The sequence below is a fragment of the Bradyrhizobium sp. AZCC 1719 genome, assembly GCF_036924525.1.
GTDB lineage: Bacteria > Pseudomonadota > Alphaproteobacteria > Rhizobiales > Xanthobacteraceae > Bradyrhizobium.
Map to the genome: position 1 here is coordinate 1,722,459 of NZ_JAZHRU010000001.1, position 16,845 is coordinate 1,739,303.

The 16,845-nt window shown below is 62.7% G+C and carries 15 protein-coding genes and 1 pseudogene; 7 read left to right on the forward strand and 9 right to left on the reverse strand.

Features of this window, described 5'->3' with window-relative positions; genetic code table 11:
• Nucleotides 1-11 precede the first annotated feature (11 nt).
• The 4 genes and pseudogenes from mnmG (at nt 12) to V1292_RS08270 (ending at nt 4,605) form a co-directional block, all read left to right on the forward strand.
• Nucleotides 12-1,895, forward strand: a complete 1,884-nt coding sequence (gene mnmG, locus V1292_RS08255) for a tRNA uridine-5-carboxymethylaminomethyl(34) synthesis enzyme MnmG (protein ID WP_334371681.1) — start codon at nt 12-14, stop codon at nt 1,893-1,895.
• 132 nt (nt 1,896-2,027) lie between these two features.
• On the forward strand, nt 2,028-2,726 hold the full coding sequence (rsmG, locus tag V1292_RS08260) for a 16S rRNA (guanine(527)-N(7))-methyltransferase RsmG (protein ID WP_334371682.1): 699 nt from the start codon (nt 2,028-2,030) through the stop codon (nt 2,724-2,726).
• Nucleotides 2,723-3,572, forward strand: a pseudogene (locus tag V1292_RS08265) (ParA family protein). Before rsmG ends, V1292_RS08265 begins: the two are co-directional and overlap by 4 nt.
• Before the next feature lie 148 nt (nt 3,573-3,720).
• Nucleotides 3,721-4,605 (forward strand): ParB/RepB/Spo0J family partition protein, encoded by an 885-nt coding sequence (locus V1292_RS08270; protein WP_334371684.1) that lies wholly within the window; start codon nt 3,721-3,723, stop codon nt 4,603-4,605.
• Between the two features lie 123 nt (nt 4,606-4,728).
• Here the strand turns inward: V1292_RS08270 and V1292_RS08275 are convergent, their stop codons facing one another.
• From V1292_RS08275 to V1292_RS08295, 5 genes are all read right to left on the reverse strand, one after another.
• Complete coding sequence (locus V1292_RS08275; RefSeq protein WP_334371686.1) at nt 4,729-5,085, reverse strand: ADP-ribosylation/crystallin J1; 357 nt, start codon at nt 5,083-5,085, stop codon at nt 4,729-4,731.
• A 1-nt stretch (nt 5,086) separates the two neighbouring features.
• Complete coding sequence (gene holA, locus V1292_RS08280) at nt 5,087-6,115, reverse strand: DNA polymerase III subunit delta (RefSeq protein WP_334371688.1); 1,029 nt, start codon at nt 6,113-6,115, stop codon at nt 5,087-5,089.
• A 116-nt stretch (nt 6,116-6,231) separates the two neighbouring features.
• Nucleotides 6,232-6,783 carry an LPS assembly lipoprotein LptE gene (gene lptE, locus V1292_RS08285; protein ID WP_334371690.1) on the reverse strand — a complete coding sequence of 184 codons (552 nt, stop codon included), beginning with the start codon at nt 6,781-6,783 and terminating at the stop codon, nt 6,232-6,234.
• Complete coding sequence (gene leuS / locus V1292_RS08290) at nt 6,770-9,394, reverse strand: leucine--tRNA ligase (protein ID WP_334371692.1); 2,625 nt, start codon at nt 9,392-9,394, stop codon at nt 6,770-6,772. Before leuS ends, lptE begins: the two co-directional genes overlap by 14 nt.
• 132 nt (nt 9,395-9,526) lie before the next feature.
• The gene (locus V1292_RS08295; RefSeq protein ID WP_334371694.1) at nt 9,527-11,218 is read right to left on the reverse strand and encodes a sensor domain-containing diguanylate cyclase; all 1,692 of its coding nucleotides are present in this window, start codon (nt 11,216-11,218) and stop codon (nt 9,527-9,529) included.
• Nucleotides 11,219-11,335: 117 nt separating this feature from the next.
• Here V1292_RS08295 and V1292_RS08300 point away from each other — a divergent pair, with 117 nt between their 5' ends.
• A complete protein-coding gene (locus V1292_RS08300) occupies nt 11,336-12,013 on the forward strand; it encodes a YggS family pyridoxal phosphate-dependent enzyme (protein ID WP_334371696.1) in 678 nt (225 codons plus the stop codon).
• A 148-nt stretch (nt 12,014-12,161) separates the two neighbouring features.
• Here V1292_RS08300 and V1292_RS08305 read toward each other — a convergent pair whose 3' ends face one another.
• A complete protein-coding gene (locus V1292_RS08305; protein WP_334371698.1) occupies nt 12,162-12,947 on the reverse strand; it encodes a 2-keto-4-pentenoate hydratase in 786 nt (261 codons plus the stop codon).
• A 16-nt stretch (nt 12,948-12,963) separates the two neighbouring features.
• A complete protein-coding gene (locus V1292_RS08310; RefSeq protein WP_334371699.1) occupies nt 12,964-13,533 on the reverse strand; it encodes a L,D-transpeptidase family protein in 570 nt (189 codons plus the stop codon).
• 268 nt (nt 13,534-13,801) lie between these two features.
• On the opposite strand from V1292_RS08310, the gene V1292_RS08315 reads away from it, so the two are divergent.
• Together V1292_RS08315 and V1292_RS08320 are read left to right on the forward strand one after the other, a co-directional pair.
• On the forward strand, nt 13,802-14,488 hold the full coding sequence (locus tag V1292_RS08315) for a response regulator transcription factor (protein WP_028348340.1): 687 nt from the start codon (nt 13,802-13,804) through the stop codon (nt 14,486-14,488).
• Between the two features lie 51 nt (nt 14,489-14,539).
• On the forward strand, nt 14,540-14,980 hold the full coding sequence (locus V1292_RS08320; RefSeq protein WP_334371701.1) for a cyclic nucleotide-binding domain-containing protein: 441 nt from the start codon (nt 14,540-14,542) through the stop codon (nt 14,978-14,980).
• 148 nt (nt 14,981-15,128) lie between these two features.
• On the opposite strand, the gene V1292_RS08325 is transcribed toward V1292_RS08320, so the two are convergent.
• The gene (locus V1292_RS08325; RefSeq protein WP_334371703.1) at nt 15,129-15,944 is read right to left on the reverse strand and encodes an exodeoxyribonuclease III; all 816 of its coding nucleotides are present in this window, start codon (nt 15,942-15,944) and stop codon (nt 15,129-15,131) included.
• Nucleotides 15,945-16,017: 73 nt separating this feature from the next.
• The gene (locus tag V1292_RS08330; RefSeq protein WP_334371705.1) at nt 16,018-16,824 is read right to left on the reverse strand and encodes an outer membrane lipoprotein carrier protein LolA; all 807 of its coding nucleotides are present in this window, start codon (nt 16,822-16,824) and stop codon (nt 16,018-16,020) included.
• Nucleotides 16,825-16,845: the final 21 nt, after the last annotated feature.

Genomic DNA, 16,845 nt, shown 5'->3' on the forward strand with positions numbered 1-16,845 from the left:
GAAGTCGCGGCATGATTTTCCGAGCAGACTCCTTCGACGTCATTGTTATTGGCGGCGGCCACGCCGGCTGTGAGGCCGCGAGTGCGGCCGCGCGGATGGGTGCTAAGACGGCCCTGGTGACCCATCGGTTTGCGACCATAGGGGCGATGTCCTGCAACCCCGCGATCGGAGGTCTCGGCAAGGGTCATCTGGTCCGCGAAGTCGATGCTCTCGATGGCCTGATGGGCCGAGTGGCGGATGCCGGCGGGATCCAGTTTCGGATGTTGAACCGCCGCAAGGGTCCGGCCGTCCGCGGACCCCGCGCCCAGGCAGATCGCAAGCTTTATGCTGCGGCCATGCAGACGGCGATCCGGGAGACCGCCAATCTCAGCGTGATCGAAGGCGAGGCGGACGAGCTGATCGTCTCGAACGGCCGGGTCGCTGGAATTCGCTTGATCGAGGGAAGGCTGCTTTCGGCGGGCGCCGTGGTCATCACGACCGGGACCTTTTTGCGCGGGCTCATTCATCTCGGCGAGAAGAACTGGCCGGCGGGCCGGGTCGGGGAGGCGCCTGCGATGGGGCTTTCGGCCTCGTTCGAGCGCGCCGGCTTTACGCTTGGACGGCTGAAGACCGGCACGCCGCCGCGACTCGATGGCACGACCATCGACTGGGCCACCGTTGAAATGCAGCCCGGCGACGATCCGCCTGAGCCGTTCTCGGTCATGACCGATCGGATCACGACGCCCCAGATCCAATGCGGGATCACCCGGACGACCCCGGCGACCCACGAGGTGATCAGGGCAAATGTGCATCGCTCGCCGATGTATTCAGGGCAGATCAAGAGCAGCGGCCCGCGCTATTGTCCCTCGATCGAGGACAAGATTGTCCGGTTCGGCGATCGTGATGGCCACCAGATCTTCCTGGAGCCGGAGGGGCTCGACGACTCCACCGTCTACCCAAACGGCATCTCGACCTCGCTGCCGGAGGAAGTCCAGCTCGCGATCCTCGCGACCATCCCCGGGCTCGAACGGGTGAATATGGTTCGGCCGGGCTATGCCATCGAATACGATCACGTCGATCCGCGCGAGTTGGAGCCGACCCTGCAGACCAAGCGCCTGCCGGGTCTCTTCCTGGCCGGGCAGATCAACGGCACGACGGGATATGAAGAGGCGGCGGCCCAGGGAATCGTTGCCGGTCTGAACGCTGCCTTGATGGCGGGTGACGCCGATCCGATCGTATTTGATCGCGCTGACGGTTATCTCGGGGTGATGATCGACGACCTCGTGACCCGCGGGATCACGGAGCCATATCGGATGTTCACCTCGCGGGCCGAGTACCGCCTGACGCTCCGAGCCGACAACGCAGACCAGCGTCTGACCGACAAGGGCATTGCCTTGGGCTGCGTAGGACAGGCGCGTTCGCAGCGGCATCGCGACAAGATGACCGCGTTGGATGCCGCCAAGGCGTTGGCCAGGTCGCTGTCGATCACCCCCAACGAAGCCGCAAAGCATGGCTTGGCATTGAACCGGGACGGCCATCGGCGCTCGGCGTTTGAGTTGCTGGCCTACCCGGAGATCGAGTGGACTGCCCTGCGCGGCATATGGCCGGAGCTCTCGGCCATCGATCCATCGATCGCCATGCATCTCGAGATCGATGCCAAATACGATGTCTATCTCAAGCGCCAGACCGCCGACGTCGATGCCTTCCGGCGCGACGAAGGTTTGGTCCTGACCGATATCGATTATGCCGATGTGCCCGGACTCTCCAACGAAGCGCGCGCCAAGCTCGAAGCGGCGCGGCCGCGGACAGTGGGGCAGGCGGGTCGGCTCGACGGTTTGACGCCCGCGGCGCTGGGTATTCTGGCGGCCTATCTCCGGCGCGAGGCGCGGCGCAAGAACGCGAAGGCGAGCGCTTAAGAATCTGTTTCACGTGAAACGTTGATGTAGGATGGGTGGAGCGGAGCGGTACCCATCAGATGCCTCCACAAAAAAGATGGATATCGCTGCGCTCCACCATCTACGATCGTTGGCTTAGCCGAGACCACCCCAATGGCGAAAGCCGTCGACCAGATCCCTTCCCCAGTCCTACCATCCGACAAAGCCGCCGCCCTGGCCCTCACCCCCGTTTCACGTGAAACAGAGGTTCGGCTCGATCGCTACGTCGCTCTGCTTCTGGAGTGGCAGTCCAAGACGAATCTTGTGGCGCCATCGACGCTTCCGAATCTGTGGACCCGTCACATCTCCGATTCGTTGCAACTCCTCGACCTGGCGCCGTCCGCAAAAATCTGGGTCGATCTCGGCAGCGGTGGAGGTTTCCCCGGCGTGGTGCTCGCTTGCGCATTGGCGGCGACGCCGGGCGCCAACGTCCATTTGGTCGAGCGCAACGCCAAAAAGGCAGCCTTCCTGCGCGAGGCGGTCCGCGTGACATCTGCGGCTGCGATCGTGCATTTGGCAGGAATCGGGGATATTGTGGATAGAATCGGTAGCCGCGTCGATTGCGTCACCGCGCGGGCGCTGGCTCCATTACATCAGCTTGTCGGCTTCGCGGAGCCGTTTGTGAGAGAAGGCGCAAAAGCTTTGTTTCTCAAGGGTCAAGATGTAGAGGCTGAATTGACCGAGGCTACCAAATATTGGAATATTGAACCGCGACTCCATTCCAGCCGAACGGGCGGGCACGGCTGGATCGTCGAACTCGATCGCTTCGAGCGGCGCAATCCTTCCGCGATCACACATGGCGATCGGGCATGACCGAATTAGATGAATTATATCAAGAGGATAGGGAGCAAACTCCGCCGCCTCATCCACGCATCCTGTCGCTCGCCAACCAGAAGGGTGGCGTCGGCAAGACTACCACAGCGATCAATCTTGGCACCGCGCTCGCGGCGATTGGCGAGCGCGTGCTGATCGTCGACCTCGATCCGCAGGGCAACGCTTCGACTGGCCTGGGCATCGATCGCCGCAACCGCAACTGCTCGACCTACGACGTGCTGATCGGTGAAGCGCCGCTGCGCGACGCGGTGGTTGCCACCGCGGTGCCGCGCCTGCACATCGCGTCCTCGACGATGGATCTGTCGGGCCTCGAACTCGAACTCGGCACGACGCCCCGGCCGCGCATTCCGCCTGCGCGATGCAATCGCGGCGTTGAACAAGAACGCGGCGCCGGACACCGACTACACCTATGTGCTGATCGATTGTCCGCCGTCGCTTAATCTTCTCACCGTCAACGCGATGGCAGCGTCGGATGCGATCCTGGTGCCGCTGCAGTGCGAGTTCTTCGCGCTCGAAGGTCTGTCGCAATTGCTGCAGACAGTGGAGCAGGTGCGCTCGACGCTCAATCCGAACCTGTCGATCCACGGCATCGTGCTGACGATGTTCGACTCGCGCAACAACCTGTCGAACCAGGTGGTCGCCGACGTCAGGCAGTTCATGGGCTCCAAGGTCTACGACACCATGATCCCGCGCAACGTCCGCATCTCCGAGGCACCGTCTTACGGCAAGCCGGTCTTGGTCTACGATCTCAAATGCGTCGGCAGCGAAGCCTATCTGAAGCTTGCAACGGAAGTGATCCAGCGCGAGCGCGAGCTGAGGCATTAGTCAGGAATCGTAAGGTGGGCAAAGGCGTCTTCGCCGTGCCCACCTTGCCCGCGGCAAGATCATGGTGGGCACGCTACGCTTTGCCCACCCTACCATCACCGAATTCAGTTCCGGAGTAGCTTAAGTGAATCCTAGGGAGTTGGCGGCGATGGCCGACGAAACGCGTTCGCGACTGGGTCGTGGTCTCGCAAGTCTGATCGGGGACGTCGGCGGCGAGGCCGCGCATGTCGAACGGCCGCGCAACCAGCGCAAGGTACCGATCGAATTTTTAAAACCAAATCCGCGCAACCCGCGCCGGACGTTTTCCGATGCCGAACTCGGCGAGCTCGCCTCCTCCGTCAAGCAGCACGGCGTGATCCAGCCGATCGTGGTGCGGCCGGTGAAGGGTGCGCAGGACCGCTATGAGATCATCGCCGGCGAACGGCGCTGGCGCGCGGCGCAGCTTGCCAGCCTGCACGAAGTGCCGATCGTTCCCATCGATGTCAGCGACAGCGACGCACTCGAGATCATGATCATCGAGAACGTGCAGCGCGAAGACCTCAACGCGATGGAAGAGGCGCAAGGCTATCACGCGCTGGCCGACGAATTCAAACGGAGCCAGGAAGACATCGCCAAGGAAGTCGGCAAGAGCCGCAGCCACGTTGCCAACATGATGCGGCTGACAAAGCTGCCGGCGGAGGTGCAGGCCCTTATCGCGAGCGGCGAATTGTCGGCGGGACACGCCCGCGCGCTGATTAGCGTGCCCGATCCGCTGGCGGCCGCCAAGCGCATTGTCGCCGAAGGCCTCAACGTGCGTCAGACCGAGGCGCTCGCCCACGAAGAGGGCGTACCAGAGCGCAAGCCGCAGAAGGCGCGCAGCGGTGGCGGCAAGACAAAGGATCCCGACACCATCGCGCTGGAGAAACGCGTCAGCGACGCGCTCGGCCTGACCGTGACCGTCAACCACCGCGACCCCGGCGGCACAGTCCAGATCAGCTATCGCAATCTCGAGCAACTCGACGAGGTGATGCGGCGGCTGGAGAAGGGGAATTGATCTAGCAGGCCCCTCCACATCATTGCGAGGAACGACAGCGACGAAGCAATCCATGCTTCCGCGAGCGCGGAGAGATGGATTGCTCCGCGATGACGGCGGGGCGACGGCGCGAAGCGGTAAGCTTCAACGAAACGCGGCAACGACCTCGATCGCGCCGACGATAGCTGCGTTGAAGGCCGACATTTCCTCTGCGGGGATCCAGTATTCCGAATGCGCGGAGCCACCGGCTTTCTGAACGTCGTATTTTTCGAGGAAGTCCCGCCGGACCTCAAAACGAGTGACATAGCCAGAGCCGCTGGCCGGGACGTTCCAGTCACGGGCAATTTTCACGGCGTATTCTTCCGAGAGCACGGGATAGAAGATCGGCTGATCCGGAAGCCGTGGCGGGAATGCACGCATTCCGCTCTCACGGATCAATTCCAATTCGGCCGGCCCAACCGGGCGCCAAAGGGTCACGACGTCTGCCGCGTCGGCCGGCATGCTACCCCCTTCGCTTGGCATTCGCCGCGATCGAGAGCAGCGTGCGCAGCGCAATCGCTGACGCGAGCGAGGCCTGCTTGCGCATGTCGAGGGCGGCAGTTCCGAGCTGGTCAATGATCCCGGCAAGCCGCGCCGCGCTGAAATTGCGCAGCGCGATTTCGACGGCACCCTTTCGCGAGAAGTGCAGGCGCGGATAGCCGCCCTCGAGCAAGGTGGAGACGGGCGTTCCCTCCGCGACCGCAAGCGCCGACTTGTGCAGCCACGCGGCTTGACGCTGCGCGGCCGAGATGATCACGCCGGGATAGGTGCCGGCGACCATCGCCTTGGCGAATTCGCTTTCGACCAAATCCGGCTTGCCGGCAAACGCGCCATCGACGATCGGGTCGAGCTTTAGCTCGGATGCATCGGAGACGACGGTCATGACGTCTTCGAGCGCTATCTCGCCCTTGCCATGGGCATAGAGCGCAAGCTTGCGGAGCTCGTTGCGCGAGGCCTGGCGGTCGCCGCCAAGCAGCGACATCAGCACGGCGCGGGCATCCGCGGCGATGCGCAAATTGGAAGTCCGCAATTCCTCGTCGATCAATCGAGCAAGGTCGCGCTCGGTGTCGGGATAGCAGGCGATGGCGACTGCGCTCTTGGCGCGCTCGCATGCCTTGCGCAGCGGCGATTCGGGCCGCAACTCGCCGGCCTCGATCACGATGCGGCAATCCTTGATTGGCGAATCGGCCAGCGTATCGACGCCGCTGGCAAAACTGCGGGAGCCGGCGCGCACACGAATGGCACGCCGGCCGCCGAACATCGGGATCGTCATCGCCTCGTCGACCAACCGCGACGGCTCGGCCGCCAACTCGTCGCCATCGAGCCGCACCAGCGAAAACGGATCATTGGGATCGTCGACTGCCGACGCAATCAGCGCGTCGGCGCGCTCGCGCACGAGACCGGCGTCGGGACCGTACAGCAGGATGATAGGGCGGCCGGCATCAGGCCGGGCGAGAAAAGCGTCGATGTCTTTTCCGCGGAGCGCGACCACGACGGACCTTTCTTGACGTCATTCCCGGGACACGCGTCTTCGCGTGGACCCGGAATCCAGAGCTTGCTGCGCGAGATTCCGGGTTCGTGCTTCGCACGCCCCGGAATGACGGAACATCAGGTGCCGGCGTAGAAGTAGGACGCGAGCCGGGTCTGGATGTTTTCCGCGACCTCGTTGGCGGCGCGGTCCTCGGCGTCGCGGAAGGCGCGGGCGCGGGCGAAACGCTGCAACTGGCCAGGGACGTCATAGGACACGCGGGAGAACGTCGTGCCCGTCATGACCGACTTGTTGGTGGCGAGGTCGATGAGATTGTACTGCGCGTCGATGCCGTAGTTTTCGCTCGACGGCAGCGCGGTGGCCGGATCGAGCATCAGCGAAGAGCGGGTGGTGTTGAACCGCAGCACCAGCCGATGGGTCGGCGGCATGCCGGTGGCGTTGCCGTAGAGCTTGAACGCCAGCGCGTTGCGGATCTCGACCTGAATTCGGGCTTCCCGCGAGGCGTTGGCCTTGTCGACCGGCGGGATTTCCACGCCCATCAGCTTTTCGCGCAAGCCGGGCTTGCCGTCCGTACGTTCGGCATACATCGGCTGGAAACAGCCCGCTGTGAGCGCCGCCAGAGCTGCGACGGCGATGAGCCGAACGGCGATCCGGGTCCTAGCCAACGACATTCACGATCCTCATGGGAACTACGATTACCTTGCGGACGGTCTTGCCGCCGAGGGCGAGTTTTACCGCATCGAGCGCCAAAACGGCAGCCTCAATTTCCGGATTTTGGGCGACCCGTGGCACGGTAACATCACCCCGCTTCTTGCCGTTGACCTGGACCACCAGCGTCACAGTGTCTTCAACCAGCAGATCGCGTTCGATTTGGGGCCAGTTGGCCTCCGAAATCAGCCCGGACTGCCCCAGAACCTGCCAGCACTCCTCGGCCAGATGCGGCATCATCGGTGCGAACAATTGAACCAGGATGATTGCGGCCTCCCGGACGGCCCAGGCAAGGTCCGGCGCCGGCTTGGTCTCACGACCCAGCACCTCGGCCAGCGCATTGGTGAATTCCCGGATATGAGCAAGGCAGACATTGAAATGCAGCCGCTCGATCCCGGACGAGACCTTGTCCAGTGCGCCATGGGCTGCCTTGCGCAAGCCAAGCGCATCCGCCCCGAACGAAGCCGGCCGCGCGGCTGGGGCTATCTTGGCGATCTCGGCCGATTCGTTCACCAGCCGCCACAGTCGCTGCACGAAGCGTGAGGCACCCTGCACGCGCTCGTCGCTCCAGATCACGTCGCGATCGGGCGGCGAGTCCGACAGCATGAACCAGCGCGCGACGTCGGCGCCGTAGGTCGCGATGATGTCGTCGGGGTCGACCGTGTTCTTTTTCGACTTCGACATCTTTTCGATCGCGCCGATCGTGACCTCTTCGCCGCTGTCGAGGAGCGCGGCCCGGCGGCCATTGCCGCCGGTCTCGACCTTCACCTCGGCCGGCGTCACATAGGTGCCGTCGGCTTTTTGGTAGGTCTCGTGCACCACCATCCCTTGCGTGAACATGCCGGCGAACGGCTCGTCCATGCCGATGTGGCCGGTCGCCTTCATCGCGCGGGTGAAGAAGCGGCTGTAGAGCAGATGCAGGATCGCGTGCTCGACGCCGCCGATATACTGGTCGACCGGCATCATGCGGTTGGCGACATCAGGCGTGGTCGGCGCCTTTTCGTTCCAGGGATCGGTGAAGCGCGCAAAATACCAGGACGAATCCACGAAGGTGTCCATGGTGTCGGTTTCGCGCTGGGCCTTGCCGCCGCATTTCGGGCAGGTGACGTGCTTCCAGGTCGGATGATGGTCGAGCGCATTGCCGGGCTTGTCGAAGGTGGCGTCCTCCGGCAGCGTCACCGGCAGATCGGCGTCGGGCACCGGCACCACGTCGCATTTCGGGCAATGGATCACCGGGATCGGGCAGCCCCAATAGCGCTGGCGCGAGATGCCCCAGTCGCGCAGGCGGAAATTCACCTTGCGTTCGCCGACCGGCGCATTGCCGCGAACTTCTGCTTCCAGCCGCTTCGCCACCTCTTCCTTCGCCTGCTCGATGGTCATCCCATCGAGGAAGCGAGAATTGATCATGCGGCCCTCACCGTCATAGGCGGTATCGCTGACAACAAAGGTTTTTGGGTCCTGGCCTTCGGGACAGACCACCGGTGTGTTGCCGAGCCCGTATTTGTTGACGAAATCGAGGTCGCGCTGGTCATGCGCCGGGCAGCCGAAAATCGCGCCCGTGCCGTATTCCATCAGCACGAAGTTGGCGACGTAAACCGGCAGCTTCCAGTTCGGATCGAACGGATGGACCGCGCGGATGCCGGTGTCAAAACCCTGCTTCTCGGCGGTATCGATGATTTCCTGCGCGGTGCCGATCCGTTTGACCTCGGCAATGAATTCCGCAAGCTTCGGGTTCTTCGCAGCCGCGGCCTGCGCCAGCGGATGGTCCGCTGCAATCGCCATGAATTTCGCGCCGAACAGCGTGTCATGTCGCGTGGTGAAGACTTTCAGCTCGGATTCGCCCGTCGGCGTTGTGGCCGGATCGAGCGCGAAACGCACCAGCATGCCTTCGCTGCGCCCGATCCAATTGCGCTGCATCAGCCGCACCTTGTCCGGCCAGCGATCCAGCCCATCCAGCGCGTCCAGCAGTTCCTGCGAGTACTTCGTGATCTTGAAGACCCACTGGTTCATTTCGCGCTGCTCGACGACGGCGCCCGAGCGCCAGCCGCGGCCGTCGATCACTTGCTCGTTGGCGAGCACGGTCATGTCGACCGGATCCCAGTTGATCTTGCGCTTCTCGCGCTCGGCCAGTCCCGCGCGCAAGAAGTCCAGGAACATCTTCTGCTGATGCTTGTAGTAGCTGGGGTCGCAGGTCGCGAATTCGCGCGACCAGTCGAGCGACAGCCCGATCGACCGCAACTGCTTCCTCATCGCGGCGATATTGTCGTAGGTCCAGGCCTTAGGCGCGACCTTGCGCTCGATCGCGGCATTCTCGGCCGGCAGCCCGAAGGCGTCCCAGCCCATCGGGTGCAGCACGTTGAAACCCTTGGCGCGCATGAAGCGGGCCAGCACGTCGCCCAGCGTGTAGTTCCGGACATGCCCGATATGGATGCGCCCGGACGGGTAGGGGAACATCTCGAGCACGTAGTATTTCGGCCGCGGATCGTCGTTTTTCGAGGCGAAGATCGCCTTTTCGTCCCACTGGCGTTGCCAGCGCGGCTCGGAATCACGGGCGTTGTAACGTTCGGAGGTCATGGAATCGCAGGGCTTTTTGTGGATTCGGGTCCCGTCCAGAGGACGGCGGACTAGGCCACAAAAGCGGCTGCGGGGTCAACGGGTTGGGACAGCGGGGAGGGGGCGTTCTAGCCGATGGCGTGGAGCGTCCGCTCACCCCGCCATCGCGATCCCCGCCTCGTCCACCAGCTTTGCAAAGCCGTGCTCGACCACGGTATTTCGCCCGCGGTGTTTGGCGGCGTAGAGGGCGGCGTCCGCCGCCTCGATCAGCTCGCCGGGGGTTTGAGCGTCGTTCGGAAGCGTCGCGGCGACGCCGACGCTGACGGTGACGGTGCGGTGGCTGGAGGTGATGTGCGGCAGGCCGAGGCCTTGAACGGTGGCGCGCACGGTTTCGCCGATCTCGAGTGCTTTCTGCGGGCTGGTGTTCGGCAGCAGCAGGCAGAATTCTTCGCCGCCATAGCGGCCGGCAAAACCCAGATTGTCGGCGGCGATGCCGGCCAGCGCTTCGCCGATCCGGGTGAGGCAGGCGTCGCCTTCCGGGTGGCCATAGGTGTCGTTGTAGAGCTTGAAATGATCGACATCGATCATCAGCAGCGACAGCTCGCTAGAATACTGCTGCGCCTTCATCCATTCGAAATCGAGCCGGCTCTGGAAGCCGCGTCGGTTGGCGAGGCCGGAGAGCATGTCGATCGAGGCCATCACGGTGAGCCGGTCGTTGGTGGCAACGAGCTCGCGTTCGCGCTGGCTGAGTTGCGCTGCCATCGCGTTGAAGGCGCGGGCCAGTGGCATGAATTCCGACGGCAGGCGGCTGTGCGAGACGCGGGCCGACCAGTCGCCTTCGCCGAATCGCCTGGCCATGCCGGTCATGACTTCGATCGGGTTGATGATGAGCTTTTCCGCGCCGATCAACGCGCCGAGCAGCACGAACAGGCAGACTAGTCCGAGCTGCAGATAGGCGGTGCGGATATCGCGGTTGATCGCCGTCGTGATTTTGGCCTCGTCGATGCTGACGATCAGGCGGGACTGCGTGCCGGGAATGCGCGCGAAACTGATCGCGCGTTGCGACCCGTCGGCTGCAGTGAAGGAAAGCGAACCCATCGGGGTGTCGGAAACGAGTGCCTTGTGAGCGATGGCCGTCAGCAGCGGCACATTGTTGAGCGGCTTGCCAATCATGCTGGCCTCGTCCGCCGGCGCGGCCAGCACGACGCCGGCGCCGTCGACCAGCAGCGCCGAAATGCCCGGCCGTCCGCCGAACTTGGCCATGATCTTCGACATCCAGTCGAGATTGATGCCGGCGACCACCACGGCGTCTTCTTCCGGATTGATTGCGGCTACTGGATAGGCCGCCATCAGGATCGGTCTGTTGCTTACCCTGGCGAACAGATAGTCGCTGAAAACGAAGTCGCGGGTCTGTTGTGCCTTTCGGAAATAGTCACGGTCGCCGATGTTGAGGCCGACCAGCATGTTCAGCGTCGAGCACTGCACCACGCCTTCCTTGCTGACGATCATGATGCTGCGGATCCAGGGCAGGTTGGTCGGCAGGCTGGCGCGCAGGATTTCGCAACTGCGCCCGATGCCGCTGGAGGCGCGGATATAGGCAGCCGATTTCAGCATGGCTTCGACCGAGGAGACGACCTCGCGCTGGGTCTCCGCGGTGTGCAGCGTAATGTTGGCGTATTCCTCCGAAGCCATCGCGATCTGCTTGGCGCGCGCGTCTTCGAGCGAACGGACCCGTTCCAGCATCAAGGGCGCCACCAGCATCACGGCGAGCAGCGCAAGCCGCGCCCGGATTCCCAGAAGCTTCTTGAGTTTGACCCGATTGCGCTTGAAAGTAACGCCAGCCATCCTGCCCCCCACACGGCAAGGTAGTGTGAAGGGTTCAAGAAGCCTTTCCCGAACTTGGTAAAATTAGAGGAAATGCCGTAAAATTCTCGGCCGAAATCAGGATATGACGCGAGAGAGATGCCGACATCGCTAACCAAGTCTTTACCAAATGGTCTTGCGCAGGTGGAGCAAGAGATCGCGCGCGCCTGCAAGGAGGCGCGCCGTGAGCGCGCATCGGTGACGCTGATCGCGGTGTCGAAGACATTCGACGCCACAGCCATTTCGCCTGTCCTCGATGCCGGGCAGCGCGTGTTCGGCGAAAACCGCGTGCAGGAGGCCAAAGCGAAATGGCCGCCGCTGGTGTCGGCCTATCCCGGAACTGCATTGCACCTGATCGGGCCGCTGCAATCCAACAAGGCGAAGGAGGCCGTCGCGCTGTTCGATGCCATCCACTCGGTCGACCGACCCAGCATCTGCGAAGCGCTCGCCAAGGAAATCAATTCGCAGAACAAGCGTCCGGAATTGTTCGTTCAGATCAACACCGGCGAGGAACCGCAGAAGGCCGGCATCGCGCCCGGCGAGGCAGATGCTTTTATTGCGAGCTGCCGCGACAAATACGGCCTGGTCATTTCCGGCTTGATGTGCATTCCGCCGGTCAACGAGGCGCCGGCGCCGCATTTCGCGTTGACCGCCAAGATCGCCGCGCGCAACGGGCTGAAAAATCTGTCGATGGGCATGAGCGCCGATTTTGCAGTCGCGATCCAGATGGGTGCGACGCATGTGCGTGTGGGGTCCGCAATTTTCGGGGCGCGATAAAAGTCTGTGCCGTCGTCCCTGCGAACGCAGGACCATACGCCGCCGCGGCTTATCAGTCAGGCGATGGAATAGTTACCTTCCGTACCAACGAGCGATGGTGGTTATGGGTCCCTGCCTTCGCAGGGACGACATCGATTGTGAGCAACGCTTATTCGAACCCCACCGACACCTTACCCAGCGCGCCGAAATCGACAGCGCAAAAATCGCCTGACTGAATCGGCAGCGGTGCATGACAGGTGCCGGTGGTGATGACGCGGCCGGCTTTCAGCGTCACGCCAAGCTGGCGCAGTTCGTTGGCGAGCCAGGTCAGCGCAATGCGGGGATCGCCCAATACGTTCTTGCCGTGGCCAACGAACTGCTGGCCGCGCATCGTGACAACCGGCCGTTCCTCGACGAGGTCCATTGAACGCCAGTCGGCGGTTGCCGCCGGCCCCAACACGAACAGATGCGCGCAAGCGTTGTCGGCGATGATCTGGGCTGCGCCAGCGGTAACGAAATTCTCAAACCGCGAATCCGGAATTTCGATGGCCGGATGCAGCGTGTCGACCGCATCGAGAACCTGCTGCATTGTATAGGGCGTGGAGCGCGCCGGCAGATCCACGCGCATGCGAAAGGCGAATTCGGGTTCGGCGACGCGCATTTCGTTGCCTGCCATCGAAGCCGTTCCGCCGTCGGGGATGATGGTTTCGGCCAGAATGCGCCCAGCCATCGGGCCGTCGACGTTGATGTGCTTTTGTCCGGCCTCGCTGGTGGCCGCGATCTTCCAGCCGAACAAGCTATCGGACGAGTATTTTTCGAGTCCCGCCTGGATCGCGTAGGCCTCAATGCGGTCGCGCGGCCGCAGCGATTCGTCGAGGCCGGAAAATTTGGTGCCGGCGCGCCAGTGGTCGTGCAGGATCTTTGACGCGGCCGTTATTGCGTTGCTATCGAGCATTGCTTTTGCTTCCCCATCAGCCGATCATGATTTTCGTCTGCGGACCCATTCGCCGCAACAGCCGCAGCATGGCGGATTTCGTCATCGAGACGCATCCCGCCGTGGGCGAGAAATTGGTTCGCGCCAGATGCAGGAACACGGCGCTGCCGCGGCCGGCAATTCGCGGCGTGCTGTTGTGATCGATTTCGACGATGAAGTCGTAGAGGTGATCCTCGCGCGTCAGCCGGTCACCAGCCTGATCCCGGACCAGGCGGATTGGCTGGTTATAACGGCGGTCCTGCGGGTCCTCGCACCAGGCATCTTCGGGCCGGATCGGCCGGACCGGCAGATAGGTCCGCGGTCGGGGATGGCGGTCGGCGCGCCACCACAATTGCAGCGGATGATAGGTGCCTCGCGGAGTGCCGCCGTCGCCCTCCCGCTTGTTAGCGAGGATGCCGCCGCGGCCAAGTGCCACCGGCACGGTCCAGCCGTCCGCCGTCAGCCAGCCCCGGCAGGGGTCGCCGGCGGCCCTGTGGACCCGGATTGCCGTCAGCGGCCGATCACGCGCACCTGTCTGATAAGTGATTGAAATGGCGTTGCTTTCCATGCCAATGCCCGAATCCTGGGTTGCTTGCCCTGCTGCAGTTGCTCTATTTGGCGGCATTACAGGACATTCATCCAAACGCGCCTCAAATTTGGGATAGACTGCGGTTCGGCTTGTGAAACTGTAACAATCTCCTACCTCAATGCGAATCAGTGCCTGATAACCCGGCTTGCTTGTGAAGTTTGCCCGCGAATCAGGTTGTTATCGACCAAGACCCGGCTTGAGACGCTCTCGCTTGTGTCCGCCGCCTGCCTCAAGAGGATCGTATCCTATGCCCAATGCCCGCAAGATCCTGATCGTGGATGACGACACCGATCTGCGCGATACGTTGGTGGAGCAATTGTCGCTGCATGAGGAATTCGAGGCCTCCGCAGTCGATACCGGCGCCAAGGGCGCCAGCGCCGCCAAAGCCAATTCGCCCGATCTGGTGCTGATGGATGTCGGCCTGCCGGATACGGATGGAAGGGAGGTCGTGCGCAGCCTTCGCAAGGGCGGCTTCAAGGCGCCAATTATCATGCTCACTGGCCACGACACCGACTCGGATACCATTTTGGGGCTCGAATCGGGTGCCAACGACTACGTCGCCAAGCCGTTCAGGTTTGCCGTCCTGCTCGCCCGAATCAGGGCGCAGCTCCGCCAGCACGAGGCCAGCGAAGACGCGGTATTCTCCGTCGGCCCTTACAGTTTCCGGCCCGGCTCCAAGATGCTGACCGCCGCCAACGCCAGAAAGGTGCGGCTGACCGAGAAGGAAACCGCGATCCTGCGCTTCCTGTATCGCGCCGGCCAATTGCCGGTGTCGCGCGAGACGCTGCTGCAGGAAGTCTGGGGCTACAATTCCGGCGTTACCACGCACACGCTGGAAACGCATATCTACCGTCTCAGACAGAAGATTGAGAAAGATGCGGCCAACCCGGAAATCCTGGTGACGGAAGCCGGTGGCTACAAACTGGTACCGTGATACGATTCGCAGCCACGATTGGTAGTTTTCGCGCATCCCGGTCAACGGTCCATGTCGATCGACGATGATGTAGCCCTGCTTGAGCGGGTCCCGACATTACGCCTGTTGGGAACGACGGCGCTGCGCATGCTGGCAATCGGTTCGGAGCAGCGCGATTTCTCATCTGGCGATTATCTGTTCAATGCGGGCGACGACGCGGATGCAGGCTACATCGTTCAGCGCGGTTCGTTCCGCGTCGAAGACGGCGGTGCTGAAGTCGTTGCGGGCCCGGGGGCCCTGATCGGCGAATTGGCGCTGATCGTGGCCATGAAACGACCGTCCAGCGCGGTCGCGCTTGATCATTCCTCGGTCATCCGGGTGTCACGCAGCCTGTTTCAGCGCGTGCTCGAAAGTGATCCCGCCGCGGCGCGCCGCTTGCGCGACGAACTCGCCACCCGCACCAGCCAGCTCGCCAGCGACATTCTGATGGCGGGCGCGAAACTGAGTATTTGAGCTCCGTCGCCCCGGACAAGCGTGCAGAAGGAGCGCTATCCTGGACCCATACGCCGCGGCCTCACAATTTGCCCCTGGGGCCAGCGGCCTCTTCACCAACTGAAGCCTGTGGTTATGGGCCCTGCGGTTCGCAGGGGCGACGAAGAACCTACACCTCCAGCGTCACCGTGACAGGAACGTGGTCCGATGGTCGCTCCCAGCCGCGGGCATCGCGGGTGATCCTGAAATCGCTGACAGCGTCCTTCAGCGCGCGGGAGACCCAGATGTGGTCGAGCCGACGGCCACGGTCGCCGACCGTCCAGTCGGCGGCGCGGTAGCTCCACCACGTATAGACCTTTTCCGAAAGCGGGATCCGCTCGCGCGCGACGTCGAACCATTCGCCATGGGCCTGCGCGGCCAGGAGCTTTTCGCATTCGATCGGCGTGTGCGAGACGACCTTCAGAAGCTGCTTGTGCGACCACACGTCGTTTTCATGTGGTGCAACGTTGAGGTCGCCGACCAGGATATGCCGGTCGTCGCCGCGCGGGTGCAGCGGCTCGCAGGCCTTCATCTCGTCGAGAAATTTCAGCTTGTGATCAAACTTCGGATTGAGCGCGGGATCGGGAATGTCGCCGCCGGCCGGAACGTAGAAATTGTGCAGCACCAGTGGCTTTGCAAGCTGGGCCTTCTCGCCGAAAGCCACCGAAATATGCCGCGAATCGATCTTTTCGCAGAAGGTTCTGATATCGGTGGTGTCGAAGGGAAGTTTCGAGATGATGGCGACGCCGTGATAGCCCTTCTGCCCGTTCAGTGCGACATGCTCATAGCCAAGACGCTTGAACCGCTTCAGCGGAAAAGCGTCGTCGATGCATTTGGTTTCCTGCAGGCACAGCACATCCGGTCGCGCCGATTTGAGGAATTTGGCGACGATATCGATGCGTAGGCGCACCGAATTGATATTCCACGTTGTCAGGGAAAAACGCATGGGAGCCGTGTCTTACCACGGTTCATGACGCGCATTTCCTCCTCTCCACAGAAAGAATGGAGGAAAGCGACGCTCAGTTCGCTGGAGTGAAGTAGTTGGTGAAGTCGATTTTGAACAGGCCGGGATCGACCTTCTTGGACGAGTCCAGATTGTAGACCGCAACCGTGGTGTCGTAACCTTGCGGGTCGGTCACCGTCCATTGCTTGAGCTGGCCGTCCTTGACGCCAACCATCAGCATCAGCCGGCTGGTGCCAATCAGGGCCTGCTTCTCCTCGATGGTGACGCTGATGTAGACGTCATCGGCCGTGACGCTGACGACATTGGTGTCCTTCAACAGATCGATCCGGTCCGACAGCAGGAAACGCAGCGGCGTTTGCGACAGCGGATAGATGTCCTGGGTGGCGAGCTTGCGATCGCGCACGGCCAGCGATGAACCGTCGGCGATAATCGCGATCGGACTCGGGTCGTCATATTCGAAACGTACCTTGCCCGGCTTCTGGATGTAGAAATCGCCCTTGGTCCTGCTGCCGTCGGGGCCGACCTGGACGAAATTTCCGACCAGCGTCTGCAGCGACGATAGATATGAACTCACCCGCGCAGCCTGCGCCTTCTGGTTGGCATCGAACGTCGCAAAAACATTGGCCGGGACATTACGGCGCGGGTCCGGAAGCACCGGATTCGGCGGCGCCTGGGTCGCGCCGGTGGTCATCGGAACCTTGTCCTGTGCGCTCATCTGCACATTGCCGTCGCGGGCCTTGGGCGCGGGCTTCGGAACCGGCACGGTCTGCGAGAGAGCCGATGTCGCGAAGCCAGCGATGGATGTGGCGATCAAAAGGGCCAGTCCGGAGCGCAGCCCGCGATGGGTGGGTTGTTGTGTCATCAGATATTTCGGATCTCTATT